Genomic DNA, 19,703 nt, shown 5'->3' on the forward strand with positions numbered 1-19,703 from the left:
TAGACATTTTTTAACTGGATTGTGAACAGTTGAAAGCCTTGTGCACCGTGGCTCTTGGCCCAAAGTCGTACGCTACAGGCCTTGACAGGGGTGACTGGGCAGTCTTGTAGGGACTATGCGACACGCGTATCCTCGGCGGTCCGTCTGTCCAACAGTAAAAAGCGGAATGCCCACATGTCTGATTTGAAAACTGCCGCTCTCGAATATCATGCCAATCCTCGTCCAGGAAAGCTGAGTGTCGAGCTCACCAAGGCCACTGCTACCGCTCGTGATCTGGCGCTGGCCTACAGCCCCGGCGTAGCCGAACCGGTACGCGAAATCGCTCGCGATCCGGAACTGGCCTACAAGTACACCGGCAAAGGCAACCTGGTTGCCGTCATTTCCGATGGCACCGCGATTCTCGGCCTGGGTAACCTCGGCCCACTGGCGTCCAAGCCGGTGATGGAAGGCAAGGGCGTACTGTTCAAGCGTTTCGCTGGCATCGATGTATTCGACATCGAAGTCGACTCCGAAAGCCCGCAAGCCTTCATCGACACCGTCAAGCGCATCTCCATCACCTTCGGTGGCATCAACCTGGAAGACATCAAGGCCCCTGAGTGCTTTGAGATCGAACGTGCTCTGATCGAGCAGTGCGACATTCCGGTCTTCCACGATGACCAGCACGGCACCGCGATCGTTACCGCAGCCGGCATGATCAACGCCCTGGAAATCGCTGGCAAAACCCTGTCCGACGCCAAGATCGTCTGCCTGGGTGCCGGTGCTGCCGCTATCTCCTGCATGAAACTGCTGGTGAGCATGGGCGCGCAGATCGAGAACATCTTCATGGTTGACCGTACCGGTGTGATCCACTCCGGCCGTGACGACCTGAACCAGTACAAGGCGGTGTTCGCCCACACCACCGACAAGCGCACCCTGGCCGACGCCCTGCAAGGCGCCGACGTGTTCGTCGGTCTGTCCGGTCCGAACCTGCTGAGCGCTGAAGGCCTGAAGTCCATGGCGCCGAACCCGATCGTGTTCGCCTGCTCGAACCCTGATCCGGAAATCGCTCCAGAGCTGGCTCACGCCACCCGTGACGACGTGATCATGGCCACTGGCCGTTCGGACTACCCGAACCAGGTGAACAACGTTCTGGGCTTCCCGTTCATCTTCCGTGGTGCCCTGGACGTTCGCGCCAAGCGCATCAACGAAGAAATGAAGATCGCTGCGGCCAACGCCCTGCGTGAACTGGCCAAGCTGCCGGTGCCTCAGGAAGTGTGCGACGCCTACGGCGGCATCAAGCTGGAGTTCGGTCGTGAGTACATCATTCCGAAGCCAATGGATGCCCGCCTGATCACCGTGATCTCCGATGCCGTGGCCAAGGCTGCCATTGAGACCGGCGTGGCGACCCTGCCGTATCCGAAGAACTATCCGCTCAAAAGCGTGAATGATGTGTTCAACGGCTAAGCTGTTGTAGCGTCATGCAAAAAGCCCCGGCTCGCGAGAGCCGGGGCTTTTTTGTGGGCGCCTTGCACCCTGTCACAGAGTTGCCGTAGGAGCGGGCCCGCCCGCGAAGAGGTTGGTGAGCCAAGTACAACACTCATCGACCTTTTCGGCGGCAGGCCGGCTCCTGCTGGCTTAGAACAGATCGATCGGTGCCGCCTCGTCTGCCGGCAACGGGCTGCCCGGAGCGACGCCATTGCCCAGTTCGTTGACCGAGGGCGGAGTGTCTTCGCTCTTGAACAGTTCGAAGTACGCATTCGGCGTGCCCGGGGTGGCCGCGCGGCCGCTGACCGGGTCGACCCGCAGGCTGAGGATGCCTTCCGGCTCCGCTTGGGTGTGCGCGGGCTTGCCCTTGAGGGCGGCCCCCATGAAGTTCATCCAGATCGGCAAGGCCACAGTACCGCCGTATTCGCGGCGTCCCAGGCTTTCCGGCTGGTCGAAGCCGGTCCACACGGTGGTCACGTAGTCGGCGTTGTAGCCGGAGAACCAGGCATCCTTGGATTCGTTGGTGGTACCGGTCTTGCCGGCCAGGTCCGTGCGGCCCAGTGCCAGGGCCCGGCGTCCGGTGCCCAGCTTGATCACGTCCTGGAGCATGCTGTTGAGGATGTAGGTGGTGCGCCCGTCAATGATCCGCTCGGCAACTGCCGGAGTCTGCACCGGGGCCTGGATCGGACTTTCGCCCGCCGCGGTATTGACCGTGAAGTTGTGTTCCAGCGCCGCAATGCCGCTGCTGGTTGTATCTCCGGTGGGGACGCTGGGCGGGTTGGCGCTGAACAGCATCTCGCCGTTGCGGCTTTCAATCTTGTCGATGATGTACGGGGTGATCTTGTAGCCGCCGTTGGCAAAGGTGCTCCAGCCGGTGGCGATCTCCATGGGCGTCAGGGTCGCGGTGCCCAGTGCCAGGGACAGGTTGCGCGGCAGGTCCTGCTTGTTGAAGCCGAACTTGCTGATGTAGTCGATGGTGTGGTCCACGCCCATGCTCTGTAGCAGGCGGATCGATACCAGGTTGCGCGACTTGTACAACGCTTCGCGCATGCGGATCGGGCCGAGGAAGGTATTGGTGTCGTTCTTCGGACGCCAGACCTTGTCCAGGTACTCGTCGACGAACACGATCGGCGCGTCATTGACCAGGCTGGCCGCGGTGTAGCCATTGTCCAGGGCTGCGCTATAGACGAACGGCTTGAAGCTCGAACCGGGCTGGCGCTTGGCCTGCATCGCACGGTTGTAGTTGCTCTGCTCGAAGGCAAAGCCCCCGACCAGCGCACGGATTCCGCCGTTTTGCGGGTCCAGGGTCACCAGGGCACCCTGGGCGACCGGAATCTGGCTGAACTTCAGCGAATTGTCCGCCTGGCGCTGTACGCGAATCAGATCGCCGACCTGGGCCACGTCCGCTGGCTGGCGAGGGACGGCGCCCATGCTGTTGGTGTTGAGGAACGGCCGGGCCCATTTCATGGTGTCCCAGGCCACGTGCTCCTCGCCGTTGCGAGTCAGCACTTGCACGCCGTTCTTCTCGACCTGGGTGACGATCGCCGGCTCCAGGCCGCTGATGGTCCGCTGCTTGGTCAGCTCGGTGGCCCAGGCCGCCTGAGTCTTGCCTGGCAGGCGGGACTCCGGCCCACGATAGCCGTGGCGCTGGTCGTAGGTCATCAAACCTTCGTGGACCGCGGTATTGGCCATTTCCTGCAGGTCGCTAGGCACTGTGGTGGTGACCCGGAAACCTTCGGTATAAGCGTCGCTGCCATAGCGGCCGACCATTTCGGCGCGGGCCATCTCGGCGATGTACGGCGCGTTCACTTCCGGTGTCGGTACGTGATAGCTGGCGTTCAACGGCTCGTTGATGGCTTCGGTGTAGGCCGCCTCGGTGATCTTGCCGAGCTTGTACATGCGCCCCAGGATCCAGTCGCGGCGTTCCTTGCTGCGCGCCGGGTTGGCCAGGGGGTTGAAGCGTGAAGGGGCCTTGGGCAGGCCGGCGATCATCGCCATCTGCGCCAGGCTCACGTCGCGAATGGACTTGCCGTAATACACCTGGGCCGCAGCCTCGATACCGTAGGCGCGGTTACCCAGGTAGATCTTGTTGACGTACAGCTCGAGGATCTCGTCTTTGGTCAACTGCCGTTCGATCTGCAGGGCCAGGAGAATTTCCGTGGTCTTGCGTGAAAAGCTGCGCTCGCTGCTGAGGAAGAAGTTCTTCGCCACTTGCATGGTGATGGTGCTGCCGCCGGACTGAATGTGTCCGCTTTTGACCAATTGGGTCGCAGCACGCATCAGGCTGCTGGGGTCAACTCCGTAATGGTTAGCGAAGTTGTCGTCTTCAGCACTTAGTAACGCATTGATGAAGTTGGGGGGGATTTCGGCGAAACGTATAGGGGTGCGGCGCATTTCGCCAAATTCTGCGATCAACTTGCCGTCGCTGCTGTACACCCGCAGAGGAATCTGCAACTGGATACTTCTCAGGGCCTCAACCGAAGGAAGGCCGGGACTAAGATAGAGAAACGCACCGGAGAGGGCGAGAAGCAGCCCGCAGAACACAGCGACGATGGACCACCCGAAAAACTTCAGCAGACGAATCAAGGCTTTTGGATTTCCAGAGAAAGGAATGAATTAGGCGTCAGGGCATTCAAGGTAATCAGGGACCGACCCACGCAGCAGGAAAAGCGGAAAAAAAACGCTGGGCATTATAAGCATTTTCCGCCGAGAGCGTCATTTGCCCGTCTGTCAAGACGTGGCGATTGAGCGCAACTGAGTTTGGGAAGTCCGTAAGTTACGGATAGTCATAGGGAAATGATCGTGCTTGGACTCTTCAGCAAAAAGTCGGGTTCCCTGCTGGGGATCGATATCAGTGCGACATCGGTCACGCTTCTGGCTCTGAGTCGCCAGGGGCGTAGTTATCGGGTCGAGGCTTATGCCAGGGAAGACCTGGCCCCGGACCCGTTCGGCGCCGATCCCGAGGCGCTGGCCAGGGTGTTGTCCCGGGCCTGGCTCAAGAGCGGCAGCCGTCGCAAGGGGGTGGCTGTAGCGGTGGCTGGTGAGGCAGTGATCAGCAAACTGATCGAGATGCCGGCCGGGCTCGGCGACGATGAGCTGGAACATCAGCTCAAGCTGGAGGCGGCCCAGTACATTCCTTATCCCCTGGAAGACGTGGCCACCGATTTTGAGGTCCAGGGCGCCGTGCCCGGCGATCCTCAGCGGGTTCAGGTGCTGCTGGTAGCCTGCCGCTACGAGGATGTCGAATCCCTGGAAGTGCCAATGACCCTGGCTGGCCTGACGCCAAGGGTGGTGGATACCGCGCCCCTGGCCCTGCAGCGTGGCTTGTCGATGCTGACTGGGCCGATGCCGTCTGCATCGCCCTTGGCTGTGGCGCTGCTGGACATAGGTGTGGATATGACCACGTTCTGCGTGATGCATGGCCAGCGAATCATCTATAGCCGGGAGCAGTTGTTTGGCAGTCGACAGCTGAACCAGGCGCTGGAGCGCCGCTATGCGCTGACCCTGGATCAGGCCGTGCAGGCCGAGCGCCAGGGCCGATTGCCCCAAGGTTGCGCCGAGGACGTGCTGCGACCGTTCGAGCAAGAGTTGCTGCAGCAGGCGCATCGTTCCTTGCAGCTGTTTGCCGAGTCGCCGCAACAACAGCCTGTTGAGCGGTTGCTGCTGGCCGGTGACGGCAGCCGCTTGACTGGCCTTGATGGTCGGGTGGCGGAGCAAGTGGGAGTCGCCACGGTCATCGCCGATCCCTTCGCCAGCATGTCCATTGCTCCCCAAGTGGATGCCCGGGCGCTTGCCGACCAGGCGCCGAACCTGTTGCGTGCCTGCGGTCTGGCCCTGCGAGGGCTCGACTGATGACTAGTATCAACCTTCTTCCCTGGCGGGAGACCGCGCGAGCAATGCGCCGTCGACGTTTCCTCCAGGCACTGGCGGCAATGCTGGTCCTGGGCCTGGGGTGTGTGCTCCTGGCTGATGCCTGCATCGATCGGATGATCGGTCGGCAACAGGCCCGCAACCAGTATCTGAGGCATGCGACAGCTGATCTGGATAGCCAAATCGCCAGCATTCGCCAGCTCAAGGCCCAGCGTCAGCAACTGGTGGCGCGCATGGGGATCATTGAGGAGTTGCAAGGCAATCGCTCGGCCAGTGTGCGGATTTTTCAGCAGTTGGCCCGCAGCCTGCCCGATGGCGTGTACTTCACCGCGGTGGACCTGCTGGGGCAGAACCTGAGCATTAGTGGGGGCGCGGAGTCCAATAACCGGGTCTCTGAGCTGATGCGCAATTTGCAGTCTGCCGAGGGATTTGCCGCTCCCAGTCTGACCGAGGTGAAAAATGTTGTGGCGGCGGATCAGGGGGTGGGCAATCTGTTTCGACTCAGCATCGGGCTGCTGCCGGAGGAGGCGCAGCGATGAGCCGGGGACATTGGTTGGCGCAGCTGCGTGGTACCGATCTGCGGGAGCTGGAACTGAGCAACCTCGGTTCCTGGCCGAGTCCGATCAAGGCGCTGCTGGCGGTCTTGCTCCTGCTGCTGACTTTGCTGGCAGGCTACGGCTTTTACCTGAGCCCGCATCTGGAGGCGCTGGGGCAGCAGCGCCGAGAGGAGCATCGATTCAAATTGCAGTTCGCCGACAAGGCCGGAAAGGTCGCCAATCTTCAGCGCTATCGTGAGCAAATAGGGGGCATGCAGGACAGCTTCTCTCTGTTGTTGCGTCAGTTGCCCAGCGATACCGAGGTCCCGGGACTGCTGGAAGACATCAGCCGAGTGGGGCAGGGCAGCGGCCTGGCGTTCGAGGAGATCAAGCTGCAACCGGAGGTGGTCCGGGATTTCTATGTCGAGCTACCGATTCAGATCGCGGTCACCGGTGCCTATCACGACCTGGCGACTTTCGTCAGTGGCGTCGCCGGTCTGTCGAGAATCGTCACCTTGCATGATTTTCAGATCAGTCCCGTGGACCGGGGCAACCCCACACAACTGCGCATGAGCATCGAGGCGCGGACCTATAGGTACGACAGTCGGGAGCCGCACTCATGAGCGGTTGGCGTTGCTGGGTGTCCGGTTGTTTCTGTGTGGCGCTGCTGGGTTGCGAAGGTGGTGCCGATTTTGCCGACCTGGATGCCTATATGAGTGAGGTGCGCCTGCAATCGCCAGGGGCGATTGATCCGGCTCCGGTCATGCGGTCCTACCCCTCGGTCACCTACAGCGCCAGTGCGCTGCGCAGCCCGTTTCGCCCGCCACAAAGAATCGACCTGATCATTGGTCGACGGGGTACGAGTGCTGTCCGGCCCAATCCGCAGCGGGTCCGGCAACATCTGGAGAGCTTCGATATCGAGCAGTTGCAAATGGTCGGGAGCCTGTTCCATGCCTCCGGCCGTTTTGCCCTGTTGCGCAGTGCCGGCGGTGTCTTTCCCTTGCGGGTCGGTGATTACCTGGGGAGAAACGAGGGTCGGATAGTGGCCATCAGCGAGTCCCGGGTGGACGTGGTGGAAATTGTCGCCGATGGAGCGGGAGCCTGGCAGGAGCGACCGCGGACACTGTCTCTGAAAAAACACTCTTAAGTGGAATCTGCAAAATGAACAGGACTGTTTCAGCCTTCGGTGTGGCGCTATGGATAGTGCTGCTGGCATCGCTGGTTGGCACCACCGAGCTCAGGGCCTTCGCTTCTGAGGAGCGCAATCGCTTTCCAAACAGCCCCACGGCCACGCCGGCAATCACTGGCGTTTCAGGCGAGGGGGCAACTCGTCCGCCCGGTGAAAAGCTGTCGCTGAATTTCCAGGACATCGAGGTGCGCGCGGTATTGCAACTGATCGCCGATTTCACCGGACTCAACCTGGTGGCCAGTGACTCCGTGCAAGGCAGCATCACTTTGCGCTTGCAGAACGTACCCTGGGATCAGGCTCTGGATCTGGTGCTCAAGACCAAGGGGCTGGATAAGCGCAAGGTCGGTAACGTCTTGTTGGTGGCTCCGGCGGATGAGATCGCGGCCCGGGAGCGCCAGGGGCTGGAGTTGCAGAAGCAGTTGGAAAACCTGGCGCCCCTGCGACGGGACCTGCTGCAGGTCAATTACGCCAGGGCCGCGGACATCGCCAGGCTGTTCCAGTCAGTGACCGGTAGCGAGGAGAAGGCTAGCGAGCGGGGTTCCATCACCGTGGATGAACGCACCAACAACATCATTGCCTACCAGACCCAGGAGCGCCTCGATGAGTTGCGGCGCATGGTCATGCAGCTGGACGTCCCGGTGCGTCAGGTGATGATCGAGGCGCGGATCGTCGAGGCCAACGTCGACTACGACAAGAGTCTGGGGGTGCGCTGGGGCGGCTCGCTGCAAAACAGGGGCAACTGGAATGCCTCCGGGGTGCAGAGCAGCGCCAAGGGCTCCTCGACCATAGGCACCCCCGGCAGCAGTGGCAGCCACTCGCCCTTCGTCGATCTGGGCACCACGGGCAACACCTCGGGCATCGGCATTGCCTACATCACTGACAGCGTGCTGCTGGACCTGGAGCTGACCGCCATGGAGAAGACCGGCAACGGTGAAATCGTGTCCCAGCCCAAGGTGGTCACCTCGGACAAGGAAACCGCGAGGATTCTCAAGGGCACCGAGATTCCTTATCAGGAAGCCAGTTCCAGTGGCGCCACTTCGGTGTCGTTCAAGGAGGCCTCGCTGTCTCTGGAGGTAACGCCGCAGATCACCCCGGACAATCGCATCATCATGGACGTCAAGGTCACCAAGGATGAGCCGGACTACTTGAACAAGGTTCAGGATGTGCCGCCGATCAAGAAGAACGAGGTCAATGCAAAGGTCCTGGTCATTGATGGCGAGACCATCGTCATCGGTGGGGTTTTCTCCAATACCCAAAGCAAGGTTGTAGATAAAGTGCCATTTCTTGGCGATGTGCCGTATCTTGGCCGCCTTTTCCGGCGTGACGTGGTGTCGGAGAAAAAATCCGAGCTGCTGGTATTTCTCACTCCGCGTATCATGAACAACCAGGCGATTGCTGTGAGTCGTTGATTCTGTGCGAAATTTGATTCTTGTTGGGCCGATGGGGGCTGGAAAAAGCACCATAGGTCGCTTACTGGCCAAAGAGCTGCGCCTGCCATTCAAAGATTCCGATAAGGAAATTGAACTGCGTACAGGCGCGAATATTCCGTGGATCTTCGATAAAGAAGGCGAGCCGGGCTTTCGCGACCGCGAGCAGGCGATGATCGCCGAGCTCTGTGGCACCGACGGTGTGGTCCTGGCCACCGGCGGTGGCGCGGTGATGCGCGAAGCCAATCGGCGGGCGCTGCATGCCGGTGGACGAGTGGTCTATCTGCACGCTTCGGTTGAACAACAGGTAGGGCGCACTGCCCGGGACCGCAATCGTCCCTTGCTGCGCACCGCCGATCCGGCCAAGACCCTGCGCGACCTGTTGGAAATCCGTGACCCGCTTTATCGGGAAATCGCCGATCTGGTGGTGGAAACCGATGAGCGGCCGCCACGAATGGTGGTGCTGGACATACTCGAGCGCCTTCAGCAGTTGCCACCCCGTTAATGCGTCGAGCGAAATGCGCTATTCTCGGCGTCGCGCCATGACCGCCAAGGTGTGGCGCAGAGCTATCGGGCAGCGTCAGAAGACCAGACGAGGCCCATCGTCAATACAAGGCACAACGCCTGCTTCCATCTTCACTGTGGGGACACATGCAGACACTTAAGGTCGATCTAGGCGAGCGCAGCTACCCGATTCACATTGGTGAAGGACTGTTGGACCGGCCCGAGCTGCTGGTGCCCCATATCGCTGGGCGGCAAGTGGCGATCATCTCCAATGAGACCGTTGCGCCGCTGTACCTTGAGCGTCTGACCCGCAGCCTGGCGCAGTTCTCGGTGATATCGGTGGTCCTGCCCGATGGCGAGGCCTACAAGAACTGGGAAACCCTGCAACTGATTTTCGACGGCTTGCTCACTGCGCGCCACGACCGCCGGACCACCATCATTGCCCTCGGTGGCGGGGTGATCGGCGACATGGCCGGCTTCGCCGCAGCCTGCTATCAGCGCGGCGTGGACTTTATCCAGATTCCTACCACCCTGCTGTCCCAGGTGGACTCCTCGGTGGGTGGCAAGACGGGCATCAACCACCCCCTGGGCAAGAACATGGTTGGCGCCTTCTATCAGCCGAACGTGGTGCTGATCGATACCGCCAGCCTCAATACCCTGCCGAACCGCGAATTGTCGGCAGGCCTGGCGGAAGTGATCAAGTACGGCCTGATCTGCGATGAGCCGTTCCTGACCTGGCTGGAAGAGAATGTCGATCGCCTGCGGGCCCTGGACCAGCAGGCGCTGACCTATGCCATCGAACGCTCCTGCGCGGCCAAGGCTGCGGTGGTCGGTGCCGACGAGCGTGAATCGGGGGTGCGCGCCACCCTCAACCTGGGTCATACCTTCGGCCATGCCATCGAGACTCATATGGGCTACGGTGTCTGGCTGCATGGTGAAGCGGTGGCTGCTGGCACCGTAATGGCCCTGGAAATGTCCGCGCGCCTGGGCTGGATCACCAGTCAGGAGCGTGACCGCGGTATTCGCCTGTTCCAGCGTGCGGGCTTGCCGGTCATCCCGCCTGAAGAGATGACCGAAGCGGACTTCCTCGAGCATATGGCAATTGACAAGAAAGTGATCGACGGTCGTTTGCGTCTGGTGCTGTTGCGCCGCATGGGCGAAGCCGTAGTGACCGACGATTATCCGAAAGAGGTTTTACAGGCCACGCTGGGAGCGGATTACCGCGCCCTGGCTCAGCTTAAAGGTTAATAAGATCCCGATGACTAGTTTGCACGCCGACGAGGCTTTCCTCGGCCATTACCAGTTGAGCCATGATCCTTTCGCTCCCCGGGTCCCTGGCTTCAAATTCTTTCCTGCCCAACGCAAGCCTGTGCTGGGGCAGTTGCATCACCTGGCGCGTTACAGCCAGCTGCTGCTGGTGGTCACCGGCCCTCAGGGCAGTGGCAAGACACTGTTGCGTCAGGCATTGGTCGCCAGTACCAACAAGCAATCAGTGCAAAGCGTGGTGGTTTCCGCCCGTGGCGCTGGCGATGCTGCCGGGGTGTTGCGCCAGGTAGCCCAGGCCCTGAATGTGGCCCAGGCCGAGATCGGCGCAATCCTCGCCCAAGTGGTGCAACTGGCCCTGACCGGCCAGGAAGTCTACCTGCTGGTGGATGATGCCGAGCAGCTTGACGAGTCTGCGCTTGAGGCCCTGCTGGCCCTGGCGGCGGGCGCTCCGGAAGGCCGCCCTCACGTATTCCTGTTCGGCGAGTCGTCGTTGATTGCGGCCCTGGATCAGTTGAACACCGAGGAAGAACGCTTCCACGTTATCGAGTTGCAGCCTTACGCCGAAGAGGAAACCCGTGAATATCTGGCCCAACGCCTCGAAGGCGCGGGTCAGGGCATCGAACTTTTCTCCGCAGATCAGATCAGTGATATTCACGAAAGCTCCGATGGCTGGCCGGGCAACATCAACCAGGTCGCCAGGGATGCAATGATCGAAGCCATGATCGCCAGCCGCTCTGCGGTCAAGCGTCCAAGTATGGGGTTCAACATGCCGAAGAAACACGTATTGGCCATTTCCGCTGTAGTGGTTGTGGCCGTGGCTGCAGCCTGGTTGATGCCGGGTCGCAGTAAGGCGCCAACCACCGGGGCTCCGGCCAGTGAGCAAGCGCAACTGCCACTGGGGCAGACGCCGACACCGAATGCCAATGGCAATCCATCGGTGGAATTTGCCGGTTCGTCTCAGCCAATGCCGCTGCCGTTGGTCGGCCAGTCGCAACCGGTCATGCGCGGTCCTCTGGCTGAAGCCGCAGGCGGTATCGCTGAGGGCGACGATGGGGTTCCTGTGGAAGGCTCCAGCGCCGTTCCGCCAACCGTGACCACCACCGCACCACCTGCTGGTGCAGTGGCCGGCCCTGCACCGACTCCGGCGGCACGTCCGACTCCGGCTCCGACCCAGGTCGCCACTGCCAAGCCGACGCCTGCGCCTAAGCCGGCAGAGAAACCGGTCGCTGCCAAGCCTGCTCCAGCCGCCAAGCCGGCAGAAAAGCCGGTCACTGTAGCCAAGGCTGCCGGTGGCAGCTGGTACGCCGGTCAGGCGCCAGGCAACTACGTGGTGCAGATACTCGGCACCAGCTCGGAAGCCACCGCACAGAATTTCGTCAAGGAACAGGGCGGCGAATACCGCTACTTCAAGAAAGTCCTCAACGGCAAGCCGCTGTATGTGATCACCTACGGCAACTTCTCCAGCCGCGATGCAGCGGTCAGCGCCATCAAATCCTTGCCAGCGAAGGTTCAGGCTGGTAAACCTTGGCCTCGCACTGTCGCTAGCGTTCAACAAGAACTGGCAACAACTCGCTGAAGATTCGGCGGCCTTACCCAGGCCGCCTCTCCCGGCAACCTCAAATTTCCGCATCGGCATGCTGCCTTACAGGCCGCGTGCCTTGTGGTGTCTGCGTCACAGTAGTTTTTGAGTCGCGGCAGTCAAAAACAAAACTTTTTGACTAGCACAGCATATCGCTTTAAAACGTTCATAAATGCGACATGAATTTACGACAGATCGTCGCTAAATTTGTGGGGCTTTGTGTCGGTGTGTACAATGACCTCCCTTTTGCCCCCGCAAAGCTGGCGTACGTTCGGCGCGGATGGCAAGTGGTTGAATTGAAAAGAAATTTGTCTCGATAAGAGGCAGCCTGGTGAGAAAGTGTCTATGAAAGCAGGTCTGTACCAACCAGATGAATTTAAGGATAACTGTGGTTTCGGCCTGATAGCCCATATGCAGGGCGAACCCAGTCATACCCTGTTGAAAACGGCCATTGAGGCCCTGACCTGCATGACCCACCGCGGTGGGATCAACGCGGACGGCAAGACCGGCGACGGTTGCGGTCTGCTGATGCAAAAGCCCGACCTGTTCCTGCGCGCAGTCGCCACGGAGCATTTCGGCGTCGATCTGCCCAAGCAATATGCAGTGGGCATGGTGTTCTTCAACCAGGACCCGGTGAAAGCCGAGGCCGCTCGCGAAAACATGAATCGCGAGATCCTGGCCGCCGGCCTGCAACTGGTGGGCTGGCGCAAAGTACCGATCGATACCAGTGTGCTCGGGCGTCTGGCCCTGGAGCGCCTGCCACAGATCGAACAAGTGTTCATCGGCGGCCAGGGTCTGAGCGACCAGGACTTCGCCATCAAGCTGTTCAGCTCCCGTCGTCGCTCCTCGGTAGCCAACGCCGCCGACACCGACCACTACATCTGCAGCTTTTCCCACAAGACCATCATCTATAAAGGCCTGATGATGCCGGCGGACCTCGCCGCCTTCTATCCGGACCTGGGTGACGAGCGCCTGCAAACCGCGATCTGCGTGTTCCACCAGCGCTTCTCCACCAACACCTTGCCGAAATGGCCGCTGGCCCAACCATTCCGCTTCCTCGCCCACAACGGCGAAATCAACACCATTACCGGCAACCGCAACTGGGCCGTGGCCCGGCGCACCAAGTTCGCCAACGACCTGATCCCGGACCTGGAAGAACTCGGCCCGCTGGTCAACCGCGTGGGTTCCGACTCCTCGAGCATGGACAACATGCTGGAGCTGATGGTCACCGGCGGCATCGACCTGTTCCGCGGCGTGCGCATGATCATTCCGCCCGCGTGGCAGAACGTCGAGACCATGGACGCCGACCTGCGCGCGTTCTACGAATACAACTCGATGCACATGGAACCGTGGGACGGCCCGGCCGGCGTGGTCATGACCGACGGCCGCTATGCCGTCTGCCTGCTGGACCGCAACGGCCTGCGTCCGGCCCGTTGGGTCACCACCCAGAACGGCTTCATCACCCTGGCTTCGGAAATCGGCGTGTGGAACTACCAGCCCGAGGACGTGATCGCCAAGGGCCGGGTCGGCCCGGGTCAGATCTTTGCCGTGGACACCGAAACCGGGCAGATCCTCGACACCGACGCCATCGACAACCGTCTCAAGTCCCGTCATCCGTACAAGCAATGGCTGCGCAAGAACGCCCTGCGCATCCAGGCCACCATGGAAGACAACGACCACGGTTCGGCCTTCTACGACGTCGACCAGCTCAAGCAGTACATGAAGATGTACCAGGTCACCTTCGAGGAGCGTGACCAGGTGCTGCGTCCGCTGGGCGAGCAGGGCTACGAAGCCGTGGGCTCCATGGGCGACGACACGCCGATGGCGGTGCTGTCCCAGCGCGTGCGTACCCCTTACGACTATTTCCGCCAGCAGTTCGCCCAGGTCACCAACCCGCCGATCGACCCGCTGCGCGAAGCCATCGTCATGTCCCTGGAGATCTGCCTCGGTGCCGAGCGCAACATCTTCCAGGAATCGCCTGAGCATGCTTCGCGGGTGATCCTCAGCTCGCCGGTGATCTCCCCGGCCAAGTGGCGTTCGCTGATGAACCTCGATCGCCCGGGCTTCGAGCGCCAGGTCATCGACCTCAACTACGACGAGAGCGTCGGTCTGGAAGCGGCGATCCGCAACGTCGCTGACCAGGCTGAAGAAGCTGCGCGCGCCGGCCGCACCCAGATCGTCCTCAGCGACCGCCATATCGCGCCGGGCAAGCTGCCGATCCACGCTTCCCTGGCCACGGGGGCGGTGCACCACCGTCTGACCGAAAAAGGCCTGCGCTGCGACTCCAACATCCTGGTGGAAACCGCCACTGCCCGCGATCCGCACCACTTCGCGGTGCTGATCGGTTTCGGCGCCTCGGCGGTCTATCCGTTCCTGGCCTACGAAGTGCTGGGCGACCTGATCCGTACCGGTGAAGTGCTGGGCGACCTCTACGAGGTGTTCAAGAACTACCGCAAGGGCATCACCAAGGGCCTGTTGAAGATCCTGTCGAAGATGGGCATCTCCACCATCGCCTCCTACCGTGGCGCGCAGCTGTTCGAAGCCATCGGCTTGTCCGAGGAAGTTTGCAACCTGAGCTTCCGTGGCGTGCCGAGCCGGATCAAGGGCGCACGTTTCGTCGACATCGAAGCCGAACAGAAAGCTCTGGCCACTGAGGCCTGGAGCCCGCGCAAGCCGATCCAGCAAGGCGGTCTGCTGAAGTTCGTCCACGGTGGCGAATACCACGCCTACAACCCGGACGTGGTCAACACCCTGCAAGCCGCCGTGCAGCAGGGCGACTACGCCAAGTTCAAGGAATACACCGCGCTGGTGGACAACCGTCCGGTGTCGATGATCCGCGACCTGTTCCAGGTGAAGACCCTGGACACGCCGATGGACATCAGCCAAGTCGAGCCCCTGGAATCGATCCTCAAGCGCTTCGACTCCGCGGGTATCTCCCTGGGAGCCCTGTCGCCGGAGGCCCACGAAGCCCTGGCCGAAGCGATGAACCGCCTCGGTGCGCGTTCCAACTCCGGTGAAGGCGGTGAAGACCCAGCGCGCTACGGCACTATCAAGAGCTCCAAGATCAAGCAAGTGGCCACTGGCCGCTTCGGCGTGACCCCGGAGTACCTGGTCAACGCCGAAGTGCTGCAGATCAAAGTCGCTCAGGGCGCCAAGCCCGGCGAAGGCGGCCAGCTGCCCGGTGGCAAGGTCAACGGCCTGATCGCCAAGCTGCGCTACGCAGTCCCCGGCGTGACCCTGATCTCGCCACCGCCGCACCACGACATCTACTCGATTGAAGACTTGTCGCAGCTGATCTTCGACCTCAAGCAGGTCAACCCTCAGGCCCTGGTCTCGGTGAAGCTGGTGGCGGAAGCCGGCGTTGGCACCATCGCTGCCGGTGTGGCCAAAGCCTATGCCGACCTGATCACCATCTCCGGCTACGACGGCGGCACTGGCGCTTCGCCGCTGACCTCGATCAAGTACGCCGGTGCACCGTGGGAACTGGGCCTGGCGGAAACCCACCAGACCCTGCGTGGCAACGACCTGCGCGGCAAGGTCCGGGTACAGACCGACGGCGGCCTGAAAACCGGCCTCGACGTGATCAAGGCCGCCATCCTCGGCGCCGAAAGCTTCGGCTTCGGCACCGCGCCGATGATTGCCCTGGGCTGCAAATACCTGCGTATCTGCCACCTGAACAACTGCGCCACCGGCGTGGCCACCCAGAACGAGAAGCTGCGCAAGGATCACTACATCGGCACCGTCGACATGGTGGTGAATTTCTTCACCTACGTCGCCGAGGAAACCCGTGAGTGGCTGGCCAAGCTCGGCGTGCGCTCCCTGGAACAACTGATCGGTCGTACCGATCTGCTGGAAATCCTCGAAGGCCAGACCGCCAAGCAGCACCACCTGGACCTGACCCCGTTGCTGGGCAGCGACCACATCCCGACGGACAAACCGCAGTTCTGCCAGGTGGACCGCAACCCACCGTTCGACAAGGGCCTGCTGGCCGAGAAAATGGTCGAGATGGCGCGTTCGGCGATCAACGACAAGAGCGGTGCCGACTTCGCCCTGGATATCTGCAACTGCGACCGTTCCATCGGTGCGCGGATATCCGGTGAAATCGCCAAGCTCCACGGCAACCAGGGCATGGCCCAGGCGCCGATCACTTTCCGCTTCAAGGGCACTGCGGGGCAGAGCTTCGGCGTGTGGAACGCCGGTGGCCTGAACCTCTACCTGGAAGGCGATGCCAACGACTACGTGGGCAAGGGCATGACCGGCGGTAAGCTGGTCATCGTTCCGCCCAAGGGCAGCGTCTACAAGACTCAGGACAGCGCCATTATCGGCAACACCTGCCTGTACGGCGCCACCGGCGGCAAGCTGTTCGCCGCCGGCACCGCGGGCGAGCGATTTGCCGTGCGTAACTCCGGTGCCCACACGGTGGTGGAAGGCACTGGCGATCACTGCTGCGAGTACATGACCGGTGGTTTCGTCTGCGTCCTGGGCAAGACCGGTTACAACTTCGGCTCAGGCATGACCGGCGGTTTCGCCTACGTGCTCGACCAGGACAACACCTTCGTTGACCGGGTCAACCACGAACTGGTGGAAATCCAGCGGATCAGCGGCGAAGCGATGGAAGCCTATCGCAGCCACCTGCAGCGCGTGCTGAACGAGTATGTCGAGGAAACCGACAGCGAATGGGGTCGTAACCTCGCTGAGAACCTCGACGACTACTTGCGTCGCTTCTGGCTGGTCAAGCCCAAGGCGGCGAGCTTGAAGTCTCTGCTCTCCAGTACTCGTGCGAATCCGCAGTAACGCAGCTGCAGGCTACGAGCCTCAAGCGGCAAGCTTGAAGCTCGTGCGCGGTGTGCCGACTTAATGTGATTGTCTTGCAGCTTGAAGCTCGTCGCTTGAGGCTGTCGTAAAGAGGTTCCTGAACATGGCCGAACGTCTCAATAACGACTTCCAGTTCATCGAGGTCGGACGTAAAGACCCGAAGAAGAAACTGTTGCGTCAACGCAAGAAAGAGTTCGTGGAAATCTACGAACCCTTCAAACCCCAGCAGTCGGCCGATCAGGCCCACCGCTGCCTGGGTTGCGGCAACCCGTATTGCGAATGGAAGTGCCCAGTGCACAACTTCATTCCCAACTGGCTCAAGTTGGTGGCCGAGGGCAACATCCTCGCCGCCGCCGAGCTGTCACACCAGACCAACACCCTGCCGGAAGTCTGCGGCCGGGTCTGCCCGCAGGATCGTCTGTGCGAGGGTGCCTGCACCCTGAACGACGGTTTCGGCGCGGTGACCATTGGTTCGGTGGAGAAGTACATCACCGATACCGCCTTCGCCATGGGCTGGCGCCCGGACATGTCCAAGGTCAAGCCCACCGGCAAGCGCGTGGCGATCATCGGTGCGGGCCCGGCAGGCCTGGGCTGTGCCGACGTGCTGGTGCGTGGCGGCGTGACCCCGGTGGTGTTCGATAAGAACCCGGAAATCGGCGGTCTGCTGACCTTCGGTATTCCCGAGTTCAAGCTGGAAAAGACCGTGCTGAGCAATCGCCGCGAAGTCTTCAGCGGCATGGGCATCGAGTTCCGCCTCAACACCGAGGTAGGCAAGGACGTGACCATGGAGCAGCTGCTCGCCGAATACGATGCGGTGTTCATGGGCATGGGCACCTACACCTACATGAAGGGCGGCTTTGCCGGTGAGGATCTGCCGGGCGTGTATGACGCGCTGGACTTCCTGATCGCCAACGTCAACCGCAACCTGGGCTTTGAAAAGTCGCCGGAAGACTTCGTCGACATGAAAGGCAAGAAGGTCGTGGTGCTGGGCGGTGGCGACACCGCGATGGACTGCAACCGCACCTCGATCCGCCAGGGCGCCAAGTCGGTGACCTGCGCCTATCGTCGTGACGAAGCCAACATGCCCGGTTCGCGCAAAGAGGTGAAGAACGCCAAGGAAGAAGGCGTGAAGTTCCTCTACAACCGCCAGCCGATTGCCATTGTCGGTGAAGACAAGGTCGAAGGCGTGAAGGTGGTCGAAACCCGTCTCGGCTCGCCGGACGCCCGTGGCCGCCGCAGCCCCGAGCCGATCCCGGGCTCCGAAGAGATCATCCCGGCCGACGCCGTGGTCATCGCCTTCGGCTTCCGCCCAAGCCCGGCGCCGTGGTTCGAGCAGTTCGACATCCAGACCGACAGCCAGGGCCGCGTCGTGGCCCCGGAACAGGGCAAGTTCAAGCACCAGACCAGCAATCCGAAAATCTTTGCCGGTGGCGACATGGTGCGCGGTTCTGATCTCGTGGTGACGGCGATCTTCGAAGGGCGTAACGCCGCCGAAGGCATCCTCGACTACCTGGGCGTCTGACCCACCTTGCAGGAGCCGGCTGGCCGGCGAACAACGATAACGCGGTGCTGTTGATGCACCGCGTCGATCGCTTCGCCAGCAAGCTGGCTCCTACGGGGTCCATGCCCGTCCCCGTGACAAATTGACCCCATAGACATAAAGAAACGGCTCTTGCCGTGCCTTTTGTGTCGCGCTCTGAGAAAATGCCCCCACTTTTTTTCCGGATGCCGACATGACTGCCCTGAAGAACGACCGTTTCCTTCGTGCCCTGCTCAAGCAACCCGTAGACGTCACCCCGGTGTGGATGATGCGTCAGGCTGGGCGCTACTTGCCTGAATACCGTGCCAGCCGCGCCAACGCCGGTGACTTCATGAGCCTGTGCATGAACCCGGAGTTCGCTTGCGAAGTCACGCTGCAGCCTCTGGACCGCTATCCACAGCTGGATGCGGCCATCCTCTTCTCCGACATCCTGACCATCCCCGATGCCATGGGCCAAGGCCTGTACTTTGAAACCGGCGAAGGCCCGCGCTTCAAGAAAGTGGTCAGCACCCTGGCCGACATCGAAGCCCTGCCGATCCCCGATCCGCAAAAGGACCTGGGCTATGTGATGGATGCGGTCAGCACCATTCGTCGCGAACTCAATGGCCGGGTGCCGTTGATCGGTTTTGCCGGCAGCCCCTGGACCCTGGCCACCTACATGGTTGAAGGCGGTTCGTCGAAAGACTTCCGCAAGTCCAAGGCCATGCTCTACGACAACCCGCAAGCCATGCACCTGCTGCTGGACAAGCTGGCACAGTCGGTGACCTCCTACCTCAACGGACAGATTCTGGCCGGTGCGCAGGCGGTGCAGATTTTCGACAGCTGGGGCGGCAGCCTCTCGGCGGCGGCCTATCAGGAATTCTCCCTGGCCTACATGCGCAAGATCGTCAACGGGCTGATCCGCGAGCACGACGGGCGCAAGGTTCCGGTGATCCTGTTCACCAAGGGCGGCGGCCTGTGGCTGGAAAGCATCGCTGACGCCGGTGCCGATGCCCTGGGCCTGGACTGGACCTGTGACATCGGCGAAGCCCGTCGCCGTGTCGGCAGCAAGGTTTCCCTGCAAGGCAACATGGACCCCACCGTGCTTTACGCCAATCCGCAGGCGATCCGCAGCGAAGTCGCGCGCATCCTCGCCAGCTACGGCACCGGCAGCGGCCACGTGTTCAACCTGGGCCATGGCATTACCCCCGAAGTGAAGCCGGAGCACGCCGGAGCCTTCCTGGAAGCGGTGCACGAGTTGTCGGCGCAGTACCACGCATAAGCGCCACCCCATGAAAAACGCCCGGCACCTGCCGGGCGTTTTCATTGGCGGACACTTTTTTGTAGGAGCCAGCTTGCTGGCGAATGGGGCTTCGAGACTTGCGCCTGCCTGACGGCCGCCTTCGCTGGCAAGCCAGCTCCTACAAGGGCCATTGGCTACGATCCGCCCTGTGTAGGAGCCAGCTTGCTGGCGAATGGGCCCTCGAGACTTGCACCTATCTGCTGGCCGCCTTCGCCGGCAAGCCAGCTCCTG

The 19,703-nt window shown here is 61.6% G+C and carries 12 protein-coding genes and 1 pseudogene; 12 read left to right on the top strand and 1 reads right to left on the bottom strand.

Annotated features, from left to right (window positions below):
• Positions 1 to 174 precede the first annotated feature (174 nt).
• Positions 175 to 1,443 carry a malic enzyme-like NAD(P)-binding protein gene (locus tag P7C00_RS02730; protein ID WP_346634465.1) on the top strand — a complete coding sequence of 423 codons (1,269 nt, stop codon included), beginning with the start codon at positions 175 to 177 and terminating at the stop codon, positions 1,441 to 1,443.
• Positions 1,444 to 1,614: 171 nt separating this feature from the next.
• On the opposite strand, the gene P7C00_RS02735 is transcribed toward P7C00_RS02730, so the two are convergent.
• Positions 1,615 to 4,047 (bottom strand): penicillin-binding protein 1A, encoded by a 2,433-nt coding sequence (locus P7C00_RS02735; protein WP_404939893.1) that lies wholly within the window; start codon positions 4,045 to 4,047, stop codon positions 1,615 to 1,617.
• Between the two features lie 219 nt (positions 4,048 to 4,266).
• Here P7C00_RS02735 and pilM point away from each other — a divergent pair, with 219 nt between their 5' ends.
• From pilM to hemE, 11 genes and pseudogenes are all read left to right on the top strand, one after another.
• On the top strand, positions 4,267 to 5,316 hold the full coding sequence (pilM, locus tag P7C00_RS02740) for a type IV pilus assembly protein PilM (protein WP_404938096.1): 1,050 nt from the start codon (positions 4,267 to 4,269) through the stop codon (positions 5,314 to 5,316).
• Entirely contained in the window at positions 5,316 to 5,873 is a 558-nt protein-coding gene (locus P7C00_RS02745; RefSeq protein WP_404938097.1) for a PilN domain-containing protein, read from the top strand. Before pilM ends, P7C00_RS02745 begins: the two co-directional genes overlap by 1 nt.
• Entirely contained in the window at positions 5,870 to 6,493 is a 624-nt protein-coding gene (locus tag P7C00_RS02750) for a type 4a pilus biogenesis protein PilO (protein ID WP_404938098.1), read from the top strand. The genes P7C00_RS02745 and P7C00_RS02750 overlap by 4 nt, the downstream gene beginning before the upstream one ends.
• Positions 6,490 to 7,017 carry a pilus assembly protein PilP gene (locus P7C00_RS02755; RefSeq protein WP_404938099.1) on the top strand — a complete coding sequence of 176 codons (528 nt, stop codon included), beginning with the start codon at positions 6,490 to 6,492 and terminating at the stop codon, positions 7,015 to 7,017. The genes P7C00_RS02750 and P7C00_RS02755 overlap by 4 nt, the downstream gene beginning before the upstream one ends.
• Positions 7,018 to 7,208: 191 nt before the next feature.
• Positions 7,209 to 8,468 (top strand): annotated as a pseudogene (locus P7C00_RS02760) (type IV pilus secretin PilQ); the annotation flags it as partial.
• 4 nt (positions 8,469 to 8,472) lie between these two features.
• Positions 8,473 to 8,991, top strand: coding sequence for a shikimate kinase AroK (aroK, locus tag P7C00_RS02765; protein ID WP_011058824.1), 519 nt, complete (start codon positions 8,473 to 8,475; stop codon positions 8,989 to 8,991).
• Positions 8,992 to 9,137: 146 nt separating this feature from the next.
• A complete protein-coding gene (gene aroB / locus P7C00_RS02770) occupies positions 9,138 to 10,238 on the top strand; it encodes a 3-dehydroquinate synthase (protein WP_346634470.1) in 1,101 nt (366 codons plus the stop codon).
• 10 nt (positions 10,239 to 10,248) lie between these two features.
• A complete protein-coding gene (locus tag P7C00_RS02775; protein WP_346634471.1) occupies positions 10,249 to 11,832 on the top strand; it encodes an AAA family ATPase in 1,584 nt (527 codons plus the stop codon).
• Between the two features lie 348 nt (positions 11,833 to 12,180).
• Entirely contained in the window at positions 12,181 to 16,629 is a 4,449-nt protein-coding gene (gltB, locus tag P7C00_RS02780; RefSeq protein ID WP_346634472.1) for a glutamate synthase large subunit, read from the top strand.
• A 124-nt stretch (positions 16,630 to 16,753) separates the two neighbouring features.
• Positions 16,754 to 18,172: an FAD-dependent oxidoreductase gene (locus P7C00_RS02785; protein ID WP_404938100.1), complete on the top strand. Its 1,419-nt coding sequence runs from the start codon at positions 16,754 to 16,756 to the stop codon at positions 18,170 to 18,172.
• A 211-nt stretch (positions 18,173 to 18,383) separates the two neighbouring features.
• Entirely contained in the window at positions 18,384 to 19,451 is a 1,068-nt protein-coding gene (hemE, locus tag P7C00_RS02790) for a uroporphyrinogen decarboxylase (protein WP_346634474.1), read from the top strand.
• Positions 19,452 to 19,703: the final 252 nt, after the last annotated feature.

Origin of the sequence: Pseudomonas sp. JDS08PS003 (assembly GCF_045013505.1) — a bacterium.
GTDB classification, from domain to species: domain Bacteria; phylum Pseudomonadota; class Gammaproteobacteria; order Pseudomonadales; family Pseudomonadaceae; genus Aquipseudomonas; species Aquipseudomonas protegens_B.

Excerpts from the sequence above, each read along its gene's own strand:
- P7C00_RS02745 (WP_404938097.1), top strand. The coding sequence starts at position 5,316 with ATGACTAGTATCAACCTTCTTCCCTGGCGGGAGACCGCGCGAGCAATG.
- P7C00_RS02730 (WP_346634465.1), top strand. The coding sequence starts at position 175 with ATGTCTGATTTGAAAACTGCCGCTCTCGAATATCATGCCAATCCTCGT.
- gltB (WP_346634472.1), top strand. The coding sequence starts at position 12,181 with ATGAAAGCAGGTCTGTACCAACCAGATGAATTTAAGGATAACTGTGGT.
- hemE (WP_346634474.1), top strand. The coding sequence starts at position 18,384 with ATGACTGCCCTGAAGAACGACCGTTTCCTTCGTGCCCTGCTCAAGCAA.
- P7C00_RS02750 (WP_404938098.1), top strand. The coding sequence starts at position 5,870 with ATGAGCCGGGGACATTGGTTGGCGCAGCTGCGTGGTACCGATCTGCGG.
- P7C00_RS02755 (WP_404938099.1), top strand. The coding sequence starts at position 6,490 with ATGAGCGGTTGGCGTTGCTGGGTGTCCGGTTGTTTCTGTGTGGCGCTG.
- aroB (WP_346634470.1), top strand. The coding sequence starts at position 9,138 with ATGCAGACACTTAAGGTCGATCTAGGCGAGCGCAGCTACCCGATTCAC.
- P7C00_RS02775 (WP_346634471.1), top strand. The coding sequence starts at position 10,249 with ATGACTAGTTTGCACGCCGACGAGGCTTTCCTCGGCCATTACCAGTTG.
- P7C00_RS02785 (WP_404938100.1), top strand. The coding sequence starts at position 16,754 with ATGGCCGAACGTCTCAATAACGACTTCCAGTTCATCGAGGTCGGACGT.